This window comes from Candidatus Caccoplasma merdavium, from assembly GCA_018715595.1.
GTDB classification, from domain to species: domain Bacteria; phylum Bacteroidota; class Bacteroidia; order Bacteroidales; family UBA11471; genus Caccoplasma; species Caccoplasma merdavium.
Genome location: DVLI01000010.1, coordinates 55,823 through 70,762 on the forward strand (window position 1 = coordinate 55,823; position 14,940 = coordinate 70,762).

Annotated in this window: 16 protein-coding genes; 12 read left to right on the forward strand and 4 right to left on the reverse strand. The window is 54.7% G+C overall.

Going from position 1 to position 14,940, the window contains the following annotated elements:
• Positions 1–71: 71 nt before the first annotated feature.
• From IAD09_02950 to IAD09_02965, 4 genes are read right to left on the reverse strand one after another with little or no spacing between them, the layout of a single operon-like run.
• A complete protein-coding gene (locus IAD09_02950) occupies positions 72–1,667 on the reverse strand; it encodes a LysM peptidoglycan-binding domain-containing protein (protein HIT81186.1) in 1,596 nt (531 codons plus the stop codon).
• A gap of 14 nt (positions 1,668–1,681) precedes the next feature.
• Entirely contained in the window at positions 1,682–2,419 is a 738-nt protein-coding gene (locus IAD09_02955) for a hypothetical protein (GenBank protein HIT81187.1), read from the reverse strand.
• Between the two features lie 3 nt (positions 2,420–2,422).
• Positions 2,423–3,301, reverse strand: coding sequence for a ParB/RepB/Spo0J family partition protein (locus tag IAD09_02960; GenBank protein ID HIT81188.1), 879 nt, complete (start codon positions 3,299–3,301; stop codon positions 2,423–2,425).
• Positions 3,302–3,343: 42 nt separating this feature from the next.
• Positions 3,344–4,117: a ParA family protein gene (locus IAD09_02965; GenBank protein HIT81189.1), complete on the reverse strand. Its 774-nt coding sequence runs from the start codon at positions 4,115–4,117 to the stop codon at positions 3,344–3,346.
• Positions 4,118–4,438: 321 nt separating this feature from the next.
• On the opposite strand from IAD09_02965, the gene surE reads away from it, so the two are divergent.
• From surE to IAD09_03025, 12 genes are all read left to right on the forward strand, one after another.
• On the forward strand, positions 4,439–5,221 hold the full coding sequence (gene surE / locus IAD09_02970; protein HIT81190.1) for a 5'/3'-nucleotidase SurE: 783 nt from the start codon (positions 4,439–4,441) through the stop codon (positions 5,219–5,221).
• Positions 5,222–5,494: 273 nt separating this feature from the next.
• Positions 5,495–5,974 (forward strand): hypothetical protein, encoded by a 480-nt coding sequence (locus IAD09_02975; GenBank protein ID HIT81191.1) that lies wholly within the window; start codon positions 5,495–5,497, stop codon positions 5,972–5,974.
• Between the two features lie 29 nt (positions 5,975–6,003).
• Positions 6,004–6,579, forward strand: coding sequence for a GNAT family N-acetyltransferase (locus IAD09_02980; GenBank protein ID HIT81192.1), 576 nt, complete (start codon positions 6,004–6,006; stop codon positions 6,577–6,579).
• A 14-nt stretch (positions 6,580–6,593) separates the two neighbouring features.
• The gene (locus IAD09_02985) at positions 6,594–7,799 is read left to right on the forward strand and encodes an argininosuccinate synthase (protein HIT81193.1); all 1,206 of its coding nucleotides are present in this window, start codon (positions 6,594–6,596) and stop codon (positions 7,797–7,799) included.
• A 3-nt stretch (positions 7,800–7,802) separates the two neighbouring features.
• Entirely contained in the window at positions 7,803–8,000 is a 198-nt protein-coding gene (locus IAD09_02990; protein HIT81194.1) for a PspC domain-containing protein, read from the forward strand.
• Positions 8,001–8,028: 28 nt separating this feature from the next.
• Positions 8,029–8,997 (forward strand): N-acetyl-gamma-glutamyl-phosphate reductase, encoded by a 969-nt coding sequence (locus tag IAD09_02995; protein ID HIT81195.1) that lies wholly within the window; start codon positions 8,029–8,031, stop codon positions 8,995–8,997.
• A gap of 22 nt (positions 8,998–9,019) precedes the next feature.
• On the forward strand, positions 9,020–10,153 hold the full coding sequence (locus IAD09_03000; protein HIT81196.1) for an aminotransferase class III-fold pyridoxal phosphate-dependent enzyme: 1,134 nt from the start codon (positions 9,020–9,022) through the stop codon (positions 10,151–10,153).
• A 2-nt stretch (positions 10,154–10,155) separates the two neighbouring features.
• Positions 10,156–10,926 carry a pyrroline-5-carboxylate reductase gene (gene proC, locus IAD09_03005; GenBank protein ID HIT81197.1) on the forward strand — a complete coding sequence of 257 codons (771 nt, stop codon included), beginning with the start codon at positions 10,156–10,158 and terminating at the stop codon, positions 10,924–10,926.
• A gap of 244 nt (positions 10,927–11,170) precedes the next feature.
• Complete coding sequence (gene ssb / locus IAD09_03010) at positions 11,171–11,626, forward strand: single-stranded DNA-binding protein (GenBank protein HIT81198.1); 456 nt, start codon at positions 11,171–11,173, stop codon at positions 11,624–11,626.
• 749 nt (positions 11,627–12,375) lie between these two features.
• Positions 12,376–13,707 carry a gliding motility-associated protein GldE gene (gene gldE / locus IAD09_03015; GenBank protein ID HIT81199.1) on the forward strand — a complete coding sequence of 444 codons (1,332 nt, stop codon included), beginning with the start codon at positions 12,376–12,378 and terminating at the stop codon, positions 13,705–13,707.
• Positions 13,697–14,296 (forward strand): hypothetical protein, encoded by a 600-nt coding sequence (locus IAD09_03020; GenBank protein ID HIT81200.1) that lies wholly within the window; start codon positions 13,697–13,699, stop codon positions 14,294–14,296. The genes gldE and IAD09_03020 overlap by 11 nt, the downstream gene beginning before the upstream one ends.
• Positions 14,283–14,939, forward strand: coding sequence for a 4'-phosphopantetheinyl transferase superfamily protein (locus IAD09_03025; protein HIT81201.1), 657 nt, complete (start codon positions 14,283–14,285; stop codon positions 14,937–14,939). Before IAD09_03020 ends, IAD09_03025 begins: the two co-directional genes overlap by 14 nt.
• The last annotated feature ends 1 nt before the right edge of the window (position 14,940 follow it).

Here is a 14,940-nt window from a genome sequence, read left to right on the forward strand (position 1 = left end):
AAAATATATCGAAATCGGGATTTGATGGCGATAATTGCTCTTCACCTCTCTTTTTCTCGGAGCGGGGAGGTTTAGGGAATTCGGAGGGTTTGACCCGGTTTCAGTTTGTTTGAACTCAGGTTGTTGCTGTTTTTCAGGGCCTGTACCGTGGTGCCGAATTGCCGGGAGATTTCCCACAGGCTGTCACCTTCTCTTACTTTGTAATAGCGCACGCCGTTTTGAGTCCATGTCTCGGCTTTGCGGGTGGTTTTGGTCGTAGTGGTTGATGCCGTGGAACGGTTCTTGGCGTAGGCGGCACGCACGGCCAGTCGCATGCCGGGGTAGATGTTGTTGCTTTTCAGGTTGTTCCATTTTTTCAGGTTGGCTACGCTGGTGCGGTACCGGTGGGCGATGACCGAGAGGTTCTCACCCGAACGCACCCGGTGGTACCCTTGCACGGGCGACGCCGATGCTTTGGCCAGTTCGGCGGTGATGCGGCGGGCATAGAGTTCGGACTGGTGTTTGCTGATGGAATCTTCGTTCTCGACATAGGCATAGGCCGTCTCTTGGGGCAAGATGAGGGTGTAGGGGTGCTTGTCGGTTGCCGGGACGACATCGCGGCGGTATTGGGGGTTGAGTTGCCGCAGTTCGCTCACCTCGATGCCGATGACATCGGCTATCTGTTTGAAGTGCAACCGTTTCGATACCCACACGGTGTCGGTCTCGGCCGGTAGTTCTATCTCTCCCGGCTGTATGTTGTGCTTGTCGTAGTAGTTCATGATGTAGTTGGCCGCGATGAAGGCGGGGACATATCCGCGGGTTTCGCGGGGCAGATAGGGGTAGATGTCCCAATAGTCGCGTTTCCCGCCCGAACGGCGAATGGCTTTGTTTACGTTGCCCGGGCCGCAGTTGTAGGCGGCGATGGCGAGGGTCCAGTCGCCGAAGTTGTCGTGCAGTTGCAGCAGGTAACGGAGGGCCTGTTGGGTCGATTTGAGCGGGTCACGACGTTCGTCGACGACACTGTTGACTTCGAGCCCCATCATGCGGGCGGTGCCTATCATGAATTGCCACAGACCGGTGGCTCCGACCGGCGAGACGGCGTTGGGTCGCAGTGCCGACTCGATGACGGGCAGGTATTTCAATTCGAGCGGAAGTCCCATCTTGTCGAGTTCACGCTCGAAAATGGGTTCGTAATAACGGTTCAGGGCGAGTAGTTTCTCGACCAGTTCCCGGCGTTTCTCGGTGTAGAGCGAGATGTAGCCTTTGACCACGCTGTTGTAGGGCAGTTCGATGACGGCGGGGAGGGCGCTGAGCCGTTCGATGTAGACTTCGTCGGGGTAGTCGATGTTGCCGCCGTGCCGGTTGACTGGGGGTTGCAGGTTGTCGACTTCGGCACTGATGAGGGTGTCGACACCGCTACTCAGACCTTCGGGAAGGACGATGTCGTTGTCGGTGATGGTGTCTTTGGCGGTCAGTTTGTGAGGCGTGGTTACCGATGGTTGTTTGGCGGGGCTTTGTTTCAGGGTGTCGACCGCTGCGAGAGTGGTGTCATGACGGGTTGCTGCGACAAGGGTATCGGCCGGGATTTCGATTTTATTTTGTTTTTTGTCTTTTTTCCGTTTGCCGGCCGAGGCTGTTACGGGAAGGAAAAATGCGAGGCACAGCAGTATGGCAAAAATCTTGTTCATGGGAGTTTCTTCTTTTAAAATGTGATGGCACACTGGAATCCGATAGAGCCGGTCGAATATCGGGCCGGCTCTATGACCGTGGGTGTTACTTTCATAGACAGGTTGTCGGAGATGTCGAAGTTGTAGAGGTGTGCATCGACATAGGCTTCGATCATGGCGACGAAGTAGACGCCTATCATCGAGATGATGCACAGGTCGCGGTATTTGCGGTAATAGTCTTTCTTGCGTTTCATGGCACTTTGCAGCCACGCCATGTTGGCGGCAATCCACTCGGGGTCGTTGCGCCGGTTGTAGGCCAGGAAGTTGATGAAACTGTTGGTGTTGGGGTCATTGTCCATGGCATCGCGGTAGGCGGTGGAGTAGTCGCTGTAATAGCGGGCGTTCCAGTTGGTGGCGTAGATGAGCCCCAGGTAACCGCCGACGAGAATGGGCAGTTTCCAGTAGCTGCGGTTGTAGATTTGGCCCAGCCCCGGGCAGAGTGCCGAGTACCACACGGCCTTTACCGGGTCGGGGCTGAACAGGGTGGTGTCGGGGAGTGCGGCCTGTTGCGGGGTGACATCTTCGACGCGGTAGTAGTAAATCGTTTCGGCCGACTGGCCGGCGGGCTGCACGACCTTGGCCGTGCTGCTGTCGGGTCGGGCGATAAGGGTGTTGCCCGGTGCCACTTGTGCAACCGATGGTAGTGTCAGGAGGCTTGTCGTGATGAGAACGATGAGCCTCAGGCTATGCGGGAGAAACGGTTTCCGGTTCAAGTTTTATTTCAGTTTGTCGAAGAGGGCGATGAGTCGCTCCAATTCTTCTTCGTTTTTAAACGGAATAGAGATTTTCCCTTTTCCTTTGGCGTTGCAGGTGAATTGCACCGGGGCTTTGAAAAAGTCGGAGAGGTGACGGCGCAATATGTCGTAGCCTTCGTTGTTCGTGACCGGCTTTTCTTCTTGCCCGGCGATGGGGGCTTGGGGGGTGTTCATCTCTTTGGCCAACTCCTCCACCTTCCGCACCGAGTACCCGTGTTCTTGTATTTGCTCATAGAGCCGCAGTTGCTGCGCGGGGTTGTCGACCGAGAGGAGGGCGCGGGCGTGTCCCATGTCGATTTGCTTGTTTTTCAGCCCGATTTGTATCTCGGCCGGCAGTTTCAACAGCCTCAGGTAGTTGGCGATGGTGGCGCGTTTTTTGCCTACGCGTTCGCTCAGCCGGTCTTGGGTGAGGTGGTATTGCTCGATGAGTTTCTGGAACGTCAGGGCGATTTCAACGGGGTTGAGGTCTTCGCGCTGAATGTTCTCGATGAGAGCCATTTCCATCACGGTCTCGTCTTCGACGGTGCGCACATAGGCCGGTATGGTTTCGAGCCCGGCCAGCAGGGAGGCCCGGTATCGGCGTTCGCCCGAGATGATTTGATAGCTGTCGTCGGGCATCTGACGCAGGGTGATGGGCTGTATGATACCGATTTCGCGTATCGATGCGGCCAGCTCGTTGAGCGAGGCTTCGTCGAATTCCTGCCGCGGTTGTCCCGGGTTGGGCTTGATGAGGGACAGTTTTATTTCGTTGATCGATGATGACCCTCCGGTTTTCACGTCGTCCATGGTGATGAGGGCGTCGAGACCCCGGCCGAGGGCATTTCGTTTGATGGTCGTCATATGTGATTCTTTCTCTCTTTTGGGTTTTACCACCCCGAATGGTTATTTCGATTTCTTTTCGCGTTTGATGAGCTCCTTGGCGAGTTGCAGGTGGTTGAGGGCGCCTTTGGAGTTGGGGTCGTACATGAGTGCCGGTATGCCGTGGCTGGGGGCTTCGCTCAGTTTGATGTTGCGTTGTATGACGGTGTCGAAGACCAGTTCGCGGAAGTGCTTTTTCAGCTCTTCGTAGATTTGGTTGCCGAGCCGCAGGCGCGAGTCATACATGGTGAGCAGGAAGCCTTCGATTTCGAGGTTGGGGTTGAGCCGCGACTTGATGAGCTTTATCGTGTTGAGCAATTTGCTGATGCCTTCGAGCGCGAAGTATTCGGCCTGCACGGGTATGATGACCGAGTCGGCGGCCGTGAGCGAATTGACCGTGATGAGTCCCAGCGAGGGAGAGCAGTCGATGAGTATGTAGTCATATTCGCTCTTGACCTCTTCGATGAGGTGCAGCAAGATGCGTTCGCGGTTGGGGGCATTGAGCAGTTCGAGCTCGGCGCCTACCAGGTCGATGTGCGAACACACGATGTCGAGCCCTGCCACGCAGGTCGAGTCGATGGCTTCGCGCAGGGAGGCTTCGCCGATGAGGCACTCATATATCGAGATGTTTTTCTGCGTGATGTCTACGCCCAGTCCCGACGAGGCATTGGCTTGCGGGTCGGCGTCGATGAGCAGTATTTTCCGGTCCAAGGCAGCCAATGATGCCGCCAAGTTGATGGTTGTCGTGGTTTTCCCTACGCCACCTTTTTGGTTGGCTATTGCAATGATTTTACCCATAATGAACTTTTTACCAAACAAAGAAACTCTTTTTTTCTTTGCGTATGTGCCTCTTTCGTCCGATTATTGGCGCCGGTGTTGATAAGTCGCTTCGGCTGTTGAAAAAAGCGGCCCGGGCCGGGAGGCGAGGCTGGGGTTTGCTGCCGGCACCGTGTCGGGATCGGCAGCGATATGTCATTTGGGCAAAGATACGAATTTACGGTGAAGATAGATAGGCTTTTATCTATATTTAGCAATTATGTCGCCGGCATGGCTCCCCTTTGGGGGTTGCTTGCAGGTCGATTTTTGTCTATCTTTGTTCTCGCAAAAATTATCGAGATTATGTCTTCTGTCGATTCTCCTGCCAAGACCCTGCCCCGCATACTCATCACCAATGACGATGGTATCGGGGCCAAAGGTTTGCGTTTTTTACTCTCTTGCGTTGCCGACATGGGTCGGGTGCGTGTCGTGGCTCCCGACTCTCATCGCTCGGGACAGTCCGGGGCGATTACCTCGGGGGTACCGCTGACGTTGCAGCCGGTTGCTCCGGTTTTGGGCGCGGAGTGTTATTCCTGCAACGGTACGCCGGTCGATTGCGTGAAACTTTCGTTGCATGTTTTTCCCGAGTGGCGCCCCGATATTATCCTGTCGGGCATCAACCATGGCTCCAATTCGGGCATCAGCATCTTCTATTCCGGAACGATGGGTGCCGTGCTCGAAGGGTGTGTCGTGGGAATCCCCTCGGTGGGGTTCTCTTCGCTTTCGCACGACCCCGATGCTGATTTCTCTTCCTGCCGCGATCAGGTGCGCCAGGTGGTGGCTCGCGTTTTGCGGGTGGGGCTGCCCGAGTCGGTGTGCCTGAATGTCAATTTCCCGACGCAGCCTTCCCTCGGGTTGCGGGTGTGCCGGCAGGCTCCCGGATACTGGACCGAAGAGTATGAGTGGCGAACCGGCCGCGATGGGCGGGAAGGCTATTTCCTTACCGGCCATTTTGTCAATACCGAGCCCGACGCCGAGGATACCGACGAGTATTTCCTGGCGCGGGGTTACACGTCGGTTGTCCCTTGTACTTGTGACCAGACGGCCTATCGTGCCATGCCTGCCGTCGCGGCGCTCTGTGATTGAATGCCCTTGCGTTTCCGCCTTTTGAGTTCCGATTCCCGTTTTGCCCGGGAACTTGCTTCCGCCCTTGTTGCCGAGTGATGTCGTGTGTGCATAAAAATGCGCGACGCATATAATAAAAATTCGTTATATGATTTTTTCAACGACTTGAAAAAGAGCTGTGTATGGCCTAAGTGCAAGGAGGGAGATAAATATTTTATTAAAAAATAGGGAAAAATGCATTGAGATAAATTTTTATGCGTATATTTGCCGCCTCAAAGAATAAATATGCACGATATGAAAGACAAAGTCAATAGATTGGAAGCGATAAAATCGATTGTGAGTGCCAATCGTGTGGGTGGACAAGAAGAACTTTTGCAGCGCTTGCGTGAACAAGGGTTTGACTTGACGCAAGCCACTTTGTCGCGCGACTTGAAGCAGTTACAAATCGTGAAAGTGTCTTTGCCGGCCGGCGGATACCAGTATATTCTTCCCGAGTTGGCCGGGTTGTCGCGTCGCCCCAGGATTACACGCGGAGGCTCGTTGGCTGCTTCCAACGGTTTTCTCTCCATCTCTTTTTCGGGCAACATGGCAGTTATAAAGACCCGTCCCGGCTATGCCGGCAGCACGGCCTCCGATATCGACGCGCACACGCTGCCCGAGTTGTTGGGAACCCTCGCCGGTGACGACACCGTGTTGCTTATCCTGCGCGAAGGGGTGACCCCCGAAAAAGCCGTTGAGGCATTGCGCATAGTGATACCGAATATTCAGTTATAAAAATACATTCGACTTATTCAAAATTAAAAATGGAATCTCAGGATATTGAAGTGATGGTTGCCGATGCCTCCCATGAGGTGTACGTCGATACGATACTCGACACCATCAGAGAGGCTGCCAAAGTGCGTGGAACCGGCATTGCCGAGCGCACGCACGAGTATGTGGCCCAGAAGATGAAAGAGGGAAAAGCCATCATCGCCTTGTGCGGAGATGACTTTGCGGGATTTACCTATATCGAGTCGTGGGGCAACAAGCAATATGTGGCCACCTCGGGACTCATCGTTCACCCCAAATATCGCGGGCTCGGCTTGGCCAAGCGCATCAAGCAGGCTTCTTTCCAGTTGGCCCGTTTGCGATGGCCGTGGGCAAAAATATTCTCGCTCACCAGCGGTGCCGCCGTCATGAAGATGAATACCGAGTTGGGCTATGTGCCCGTCACCTTCAACGAGCTCACCGACGACGAAGCCTTCTGGCGCGGTTGCGAAGGGTGCATCAACCACGACATTCTCGTGGCGAAAAACCGCAAATTCTGCATCTGCACCGCCATGCTTTATGACCCCAAGGCCCATCAGGAGAAAGAACATCATCATCACCACGAAGAATAAATAAAAATCGAAATATGGAAAAGAAAAAGAAAGTTGTCGTCGCTTTCAGCGGCGGATTGGACACCTCGTTTACCGTCATGTATCTGGCCAAGGAAAAAGGCTATGAAGTATATGCCGCTTGTGCCAACACCGGAGGTTTCAGTGCCGAGCAATTGAAGCAAAACGAAGAAAACGCCTATAAGCTGGGCGCCGTCAAATATGTCACTCTCGATGTCACGCAGGAGTATTACGAGAAGAGCCTTAAATACATGGTCTTCGGAAACGTGCTGCGCAACGGCACCTATCCCATCTCGGTAAGTTCGGAGCGCATCTTCCAGGCACTGGCCATCGCCCGTTACGCCAAGGAAATCGGCGCCGACGCCATTGCACACGGTTCGACCGGAGCCGGTAACGACCAGATACGTTTCGACATGACATTCCTTGTGCTCACGCCCGGTGTCGAAATCATCACCCTCACGCGCGACATGGCCCTTACCCGCCAGTATGAAATCGACTACCTCAACCAGCACGGTTTTGCGGCCGACTGGACCAAACTCAAATACTCCTACAACGTAGGTCTGTGGGGCACCTCGATTTGCGGCGGCGAGATACTCGACTCGAAACAGGGATTGCCCGAGAGCGCCTACCTCAAACAAGTCACCAAGACCGGCAGCGAAGAGTTGCGTCTCGAATTCAAGAACGGTGAGCTTTGCGGCGTCAACGGCGAGACCTATGACGACCCCATAAAGGCCATTCAGAAAGTCGAGGAAATCGGCTCGGCCTACGGTATCGGCCGCGACATGCATGTGGGCGACACCATCATCGGCATCAAGGGCCGTGTGGGCTTCGAGGCTGCCGCGCCCATGCTCATCATCGGAGCACACCGCTTCCTCGAAAAATACACCCTCAGCAAGTGGCAACAGTACTGGAAAGACCAGGTGGCCAACTGGTATGGCATGTTCTTGCACGAGAGCCAATATCTCGAACCGGTCATGCGCGACATCGAGGCCATGTTGCAAAGCTCGCAACGCAATGTCAACGGTACGGTCATTCTCGAACTGCGTCCCCTCTCGTTCTCGACCGTGGGCGTCGACTCGAAAGACGACTTGGTAAAGACCAAGTTCGGCGAGTATGGCGAGATGCAGAAGGGCTGGACGGCCGAAGACGCCAAAGGTTTCATCAAGGTGACTTCCACCCCGCTGCGGGTATATTATGCCAACCACAAAGACGAGGAGCTCTGAACCATGCCACCGGTGAAAAAACTTTATCGCTCGACCGACAATCGGATTGTTGCCGGTGTCTGCGGCGGCTTGGGCGAATATTTCGACGTCGACCCCACGTTGGTGCGTGTCGCCTATGTGGTGCTCTCGCTCTTCACCGTGTTTGTGGGCCTTTTGCTCTATATCTGTTTAATCTTTATAATCCCTGCCTCGCCCCGGTAAGACGGTGCGGCGGATAAAAAATGTTTTTATGATAAAAGTAGGAATCATAGGCGGAGCCGGATACACCGCAGGCGAGTTGTTGCGATTGCTCCTCAACCACCCCGATGTGGAGATTGTCTTTGTAAACAGCGCCAGCAATGCCGGAAACCGCATTGCCGATGTGCACAGCGGCCTTTATGGCGAGACCGATCTGGTCTTTACCGATGAGCTCCCGCTCGACGCCATCGACTGCCTTTTCTTCTGCACCGCACACGGCGACACCCGAAAGTTCATGGAGTCGCACACGCTGCCCGAAGCGTTGCGCGTGGTCGACCTCTCGATGGATTATCGCATCGAGAGCGAGGAGCATGATTTTGTTTACGGTCTTCCCGAGTTGAACCGCAAACGCATCATTCGTGCCCGCCACATTGCCAATCCCGGTTGCTTTGCCACCGCCATACAGTTGGGCCTTCTGCCGTTGGCCAAGAATCTGCTGCTCAACAATCCCGTGCACATCACCGCCATCACCGGAAGCACCGGTGCCGGGCAGAAGCCCTCGGCGACGTCGCATTTCAGTTGGCGCAACAACAACCTGTCGGTGTATAAGCCGTTTACCCACCAGCACCTGCCCGAGATACGCCAGAGTCTCTCCCGGTTGCAGCAGAGTTTCTCGACCGACCTCAACTTCATTCCCGTGCGAGGTGACTTTGCCCGCGGTATCTTTGCCTCGATGTATACCGACTGCCCTGTCGAACTCTCCGTGATACGCCGCTTGTATGAGGAGTATTACGACGACCATTCGTTTACCTTCGTGACCGATGCCAATCTCGACCTGAAACAGGTCGTCAATACCAACAAGTGCCTGATTCATCTCGAAAAGCATGGCGACAAACTGCTTATCCTCACCGCTATCGACAATTTGCTCAAAGGTGCTTCGGGGCAGGCCGTGCATAATATGAACCTGCTTTTCGGCCTCACCGAGGTGGCCGGTCTCAAACTCAAACCGTCGGCCTTCTGACCGAACATTAAAACGTGCGATTATGAAATTATTTGATGTATATCCTCTCTTCGACATCAATGTCGTGCAGGGAAAAGGGTGTCATGTTTATGACGACAAGGGTAATGAATATCTCGACCTTTACGGCGGCCACGCCGTGATTTCGATAGGGCACACCCACCCCTATTATGTCGAGAAACTCACGGCGCAACTCAACCGGTTGGCCTTCTATTCCAATTCGGTGGTCAACAAGTTGCAGACCGAGTTGGCCGAGAAGTTGGGCCGTGCGTCGGGTTACGACGATTACAGCCTCTTCCTCATCAATTCGGGCGCCGAAGCCAATGAGAATGCCTTGAAGCTGGCCTCGTTCCACACGGGAAAGAAGAAGGTCGTCTCGTTTGCGCACTCTTTCCACGGCCGTACGTCGGCCGCCGTGAATGTGACCGACAATCCCAAAATCATTGCGCCGATAAATCACACTTTCGAGGTCGTCTATCTTCCCCTCAACGACATCGAGGCCGTGCGTCGCGAGTTGGCCGGGGGCGATGTGTGCGCCGTGGTCATCGAGGGCATACAGGGCGTTGGCGGCATACAGTTGCCCTCTGACGATTTCCTGCGTCAGTTGCGCCAGGCATGCACCGACACCGCCACCGTGCTCATCGTCGATGAGATACAATCGGGATATGGCCGCAGCGGCAAGTTCTTTGCCCACCAGTATGCCGGCATTCGTCCCGACATCATCACCATGGCCAAGGGCATGGGCAATGGATTCCCCATCGGCGGATTGCTTATCAGCCCCATGTTCACCCCCTTCTACGGAATGTTGGGAACCACCTTCGGCGGGAACCACATGGCTTGCACCGCTGCCATCGCCGTGCTCGATGTCATGGAGCAGGAGCATCTCGTCGAAAATGCCGGTCGGGTGGGCGCTTGGCTTATCGACGAACTTCGCCGCTTGCCCGGCATCAAGGAGGTGCGCGGTCGCGGTCTCATGATAGGCATCGAGTTTGACGCTCCCATCAAGGAACTGCGCACGTCGCTGCTCTTCGACCATAAGGTATTTACGGGCGTGGCCGGTACCAATGTGATACGTCTGTTGCCTCCTCTCTGTCTCTCGATGCAGGAAGCCGCCGAGTTTATCGAACGTTTCAAGAAAGTTTTACCCTCTAACGCATAGTCATGAAAATAGCTATTATCGGAGCCGGTAACATGGGTGGCGCCATGGCTCGCGGGCTTTCCCGGGGCACGGTCGTGGCGGCTGCCGACATTTGGGTGGCCGACCCGTCGGCGCAGAAACTCGCCGATTTGCAGGCGTTCAATCCTGCCTTGAAAATCACGGCCGACAACCAGCAGGCTGTCGATGCGGCCGATTGGGTGATTCTTGCCGTGAAACCCTGGCTGGTCGACATGGTGGTGCGCTCTGTCACCTTCCGTCCCGAACAGGTGGTCGTGTCGATTGCCGCCGGGGTTGCCTTCGACCAGTTGGTCGAGAGTCTCGGGTATGAGCGGACGATTTTCCGCATGATTCCCAACACGGCCATCTCGGAGCTCGCCAGCATGACCCTCATCGCTTCGCGCAATGCCTCCCCCGAACAGGAGCAGACGATACTCTCCCTCTTCAACGAGTTGGGGCTGGCCATGATCATTCCCGAGTCGCAGATGACGGCTGCCATGATCCTCACTTCGTGCGGCATTGCCTATGTGTTGAAGTATATCCATGCCGCCACCGAGGCCGGTGTCGAGATGGGCATCGCTCCCCGGGCGGCCATGAAGATGATTGCCGAGTCGGTCAAGGGGGCGGCCGAGCTCATTCTCAACAACGATACCCACCCTGCTGTCGAAATCGACAAGGTGACCACCCCCGGTGGCGTTACCATCAAGGGGCTCAACGAGCTCGACCATGCCGGTTTCTCGTCGGCCATCATTCGAGCCATGAAGGCTTGCCTCTGACTCTTTTCAGCATCAGATACCCTGTCTCTCCGCGGGCCGGCTGCACTCAGCCGGCCCGCGTTTTTCCGACACGGCCCGTGGCGGTTCTTGTGACGGGCAACGGCAGGCGGGCCTCTCGTCCCTGCCTGTCACGTTGTCGACCGCAAAGAAGACTTTTCAACACACCGGCGAGAATTTCTCGCCCGGACTTGCGATTGCAACCGCTTTCGCGTATATTTGCAAACCAACTTAAAAACAATGCAATATGTCAGTCAATAAAGTCATTCTTATAGGCAACGTGGGCAAAGATCCCGAGGTAAGATATGTCGACAACAATGTGGCCGTGGCCAATTTCCCCCTGGCAACGAGCGAACGCGGCTATACCACCCGTTCGGGCGTGGAGGTTCCCGAACGCACCGAGTGGCACAACATCGTCTTGTGGCGCGGCTTGGCCGAGACGGCCGAGAAGTATGTGCGCAAAGGCACGCAGCTCTATATCGAAGGTCGCATTCGTACCCGCTCCTATGAAGTCGACGGTGCCACCCGTTACATCACCGAGATTTATGGTGACAACATGCAGCTCCTGGGTCGTCGCGGTGACCAACCCCAGTCGGGCACGGGCGATGCTCCGGCTCCTCAGTCGGCGGCTCCGTCGCAACCCGCCGCCCCCAAGGCTCCCACCTTCACCCCCGGTGATGCTACCGACGACCTGCCGTTCTGATTCCTCCCGTTTTTCCTTGATAATAGTGATGGGCCGCATGAACAATCATGCGGCCCATGCTGTTTTTTACATGCAGCCTGTCGATGTCCCGACCGACTCCTTCCCATGAGACGGGCTGTTTTTTTTGATAAAAATTTTACGATAAAGTTTGTTCTTTATCACATATTTATATATATTTGTGTTTCACATTATCAATCGGCTGCCCCATGTGCATGTGCTAATTTTAAAAAAACGGTCTTATCATCAGCAAAGAGGTTTTGTCTCATTTTATCACTGATGTATGGAAACAACTTCTTTTACGGGATTCATCTTGGAAAGCATGTTTTGCGAAGTAGCTTGTCGTCAATGGTTGTCTCCAAATTCAAAACCCGTTTTATTGTGTTGGCAGCCATGGCTCTGACCGTGACTTGTATGCTAAACGCATGATGAGGTCTGCCTCGATGTTATTGACTGAATGGAGTCTGCTTGTAATTTGATGTAGAAAAATCCGTACTGGTGGCGGAAAAACAAATGCTCTATTGATGAAAAGTCTTTCTTTATGGAGAAAGGGCTGTCCTTCACGGACAGCCCTTTTTTATTTACATGGTAACCGTGAAAAAATATTAAATCTGATTTCCGGGGCGGGCGCCGGGCAAAATATCGTTAGCTTTGCAATCGGTATGGAGTGAATATCTTATCGAGTTTTTGTTCCCCGTACCGCCGGCGGGTCGGAAACGACCGGCCGTTGTGTTTAACCAATATGTATCTGTTTGGACCCGGATAGTTTTTTATCGAGTTTCATTGCCTCGGTCGAGGTCGCTCCCGTGACATGGAGGAGTGCCCTGTTTCTTCTCTTGGCCCTTTTTTCGTTGGGCGTATCGGCATTTATGGCGGCTTCTGAAATAGCCTTTTGTTCGCTTTCCTCTCGTGACTTGGAGAAAATCGAGGCCGCGGAAAGTTCTCGGGATACCCGTTTGCCGGCGTTGCTTGACCGTTCGTCCTATCTCATGATGGAGATTTTCATCGTGAACAATTTGGCCAATATGATGGTCATCATGTCGGGCATCTTCTTCCTTACCGAAATATTTGACTTTTCGCATGCCTGGACGGGTTATGTATTGTCGTTCCTGCTGTTTGTGTTGGTGATTCTGCTTTTCGGGGAGATTGTGCCTAAGGTCTATGCCCGGCAGAATGCTTTGAGAATGGTGCGTCGTGCGGCTCCGGTGATGTCGTTGCTCGAAGTGTGCCTGGGAGGCGTGGCCAAATTGATGGTGGGCTCGGCATCATATATCGAGCGTCGTTTCGGTCACAAGGAGTCGACCATATCCATGGACGAACTTTCCCATGCGGTGGAGATGACTCAGGCCACCACCGGAGAGGAGAAGGAGATGTTGCAGGATATCGTGCGTTTTGGAGACAAGACGGTGCAGGAGATTATGACGGCGCGTACCGACTTGACCGATGTCGACATTCACATCGATTTCTCTTCACTGCTGCAACTCATCGTCGAAACCGGTTATTCGCGCATTCCCGTCTACGACGGCTCGCAGGACAATATCAAGGGTGTCATTTATATCAAGGATTTGTTGCCCTATCTTTCGCGCGGCAGCGACTTTGACTGGCGGCACCTGTTGCGTCCGGCCTATTTCGTTCCCGAAGGCAAGATGATTGATGAGTTGCTCGAAGATTTTCGGCGTCAGCATATACACATGGCGGTGGTTGTCGATGAGTTTGGCGGTACGTCGGGTGTCGTGACGCTCGAAGATATTCTTGAAGAGATTGTGGGTGAAATCAGCGACGAGTATGACGAAGACGAACCTTTGTTTACCCGCATCGATGAACACCATTACATCTTCCAGGGAAAAATCCCGCTGGAAGATTTTTATGAAATCACGCGTTCCGACGCGGCCGAGTTTGGCGTCGACGACGATGTGGAAACACTGGCCGGACTCATACTTTTTGCTACCGAGGATTTCCCGAAACCGCTCGAAGAGATACGCATGGGACGTTTCTTGTTCCAAGTCATGGATATTGACAAGTATCGTATCGGAAAGATAAAAGTCTCTTTTGAAGATAAAGTTGAAGATGGCGATGAAGAATAGATGCCGCACCCTGCCGTGGTTTCTGCTGGCAGCCCTGCTCGCGACGGCCTCGTGCCGGCGGGAGAGTACCGGCGTACCCCGTCCCGAGGGATTGATGCGCATCGACCGCCCCGACACCTCCTACCGGACGGCCTCTTTGGCATTCCCGCTCACATTTGAGATTGCTTCACAGGCCCGGGTCGAGCAAGAGGTCGCTTCACCGACTTGGGTGAACGTCGTGTACCCTCCTTACGATGCCACGCTGTGGTGCAGTTATATCGCTCTGACGCCGGCCACCCGGGCGACCCGGTATGCCGAAAGCCGGGATTTGGTCTATGTGCACGCGTCCAAAAGTCCGTCGATAGAGGTGCGGCGTTATGCCGATGACCGTCGGCGGGTCTATGCCCTGCTTTACTATCTTTCGGGTGAAGCGGCGACGCCATTGCAGTTTGAGGTGACCGACAGTGCGGCCTATCTTTTCAGGGGAGCCCTCTATTTCGATACCCCCGTGCGAGGCGATTCGGTCGCTCCGGTGGTCGGCTACATTGCCGATGACGTGGCCCACATGATAGAAACCCTGCAACATACCGCGAACAATGCCGATAAGTAAGGTGTATGAACCGGTTCCCGGCGTGCGTGTCGCCTTGTGGCATCTTGTCGAAGATGAGGCGACCCTCTATGCCCTTTTTCCACCCGAATCGAGATGCCTCGGCGACGAGGCGCTGACCGGCGTGGCTCATGCCACGCGCCGCTGCGAACGCTTGGCGGCTCGTCTGTCGCTGTTGCGGCTGGGTGTGGCGGAAAAGGTCTACTATACGCCGCAAGGCAGACCCGAAATTTCCGATGAAACGGCGCATATTTCGATTTCCCATACCCGGGAATGGGTGGCCGTGGCGCTGTCGTCCCGATCGGTAGGCATCGATATAGAACGGTGGAGTGAGAGGCCGTTGCGGGCGGCGACGCGTTTCCTGTCGGAGGACGAGCGCGCCTGGGTTTCTGCGACCGATGCTCCCGCCGATGCCGCTACGTTGTTGTGGTCGGCCAAGGAGTCGATTTATAAAGTGATGGGGGCTGAGGGGGTCGATTTCTCCCGACATTTGCGCGTGGAACCGTTCGCGTATGAGCACACGTCGGCTTGCCGGCGATTTGAGGCCGAAGAATCCTTTTCCGGCACGAACGGCCGTTTTGCACTCTATTATGGCTGTTTCCCCGATTTTGTCCTGACGCTTGCGCTCGAAGGCGTGGCGGAGTAGG

Coding starts and splice junctions, on each gene's coding strand:
- IAD09_02950 (HIT81186.1), bottom strand. CDS start 1,667: ATGAACAAGATTTTTGCCATACTGCTGTGCCTCGCATTTTTCCTTCCC.
- IAD09_02960 (HIT81188.1), bottom strand. CDS start 3,301: ATGACGACCATCAAACGAAATGCCCTCGGCCGGGGTCTCGACGCCCTC.
- IAD09_02965 (HIT81189.1), bottom strand. CDS start 4,117: ATGGGTAAAATCATTGCAATAGCCAACCAAAAAGGTGGCGTAGGGAAA.
- surE (HIT81190.1), top strand. CDS start 4,439: ATGTCTTCTGTCGATTCTCCTGCCAAGACCCTGCCCCGCATACTCATC.
- IAD09_02975 (HIT81191.1), top strand. CDS start 5,495: ATGAAAGACAAAGTCAATAGATTGGAAGCGATAAAATCGATTGTGAGT.
- IAD09_02980 (HIT81192.1), top strand. CDS start 6,004: ATGGAATCTCAGGATATTGAAGTGATGGTTGCCGATGCCTCCCATGAG.
- IAD09_02985 (HIT81193.1), top strand. CDS start 6,594: ATGGAAAAGAAAAAGAAAGTTGTCGTCGCTTTCAGCGGCGGATTGGAC.
- IAD09_02990 (HIT81194.1), top strand. CDS start 7,803: ATGCCACCGGTGAAAAAACTTTATCGCTCGACCGACAATCGGATTGTT.
- IAD09_02995 (HIT81195.1), top strand. CDS start 8,029: ATGATAAAAGTAGGAATCATAGGCGGAGCCGGATACACCGCAGGCGAG.
- IAD09_03000 (HIT81196.1), top strand. CDS start 9,020: ATGAAATTATTTGATGTATATCCTCTCTTCGACATCAATGTCGTGCAG.
- proC (HIT81197.1), top strand. CDS start 10,156: ATGAAAATAGCTATTATCGGAGCCGGTAACATGGGTGGCGCCATGGCT.
- ssb (HIT81198.1), top strand. CDS start 11,171: ATGTCAGTCAATAAAGTCATTCTTATAGGCAACGTGGGCAAAGATCCC.
- IAD09_03020 (HIT81200.1), top strand. CDS start 13,697: ATGAAGAATAGATGCCGCACCCTGCCGTGGTTTCTGCTGGCAGCCCTG.
- IAD09_03025 (HIT81201.1), top strand. CDS start 14,283: ATGCCGATAAGTAAGGTGTATGAACCGGTTCCCGGCGTGCGTGTCGCC.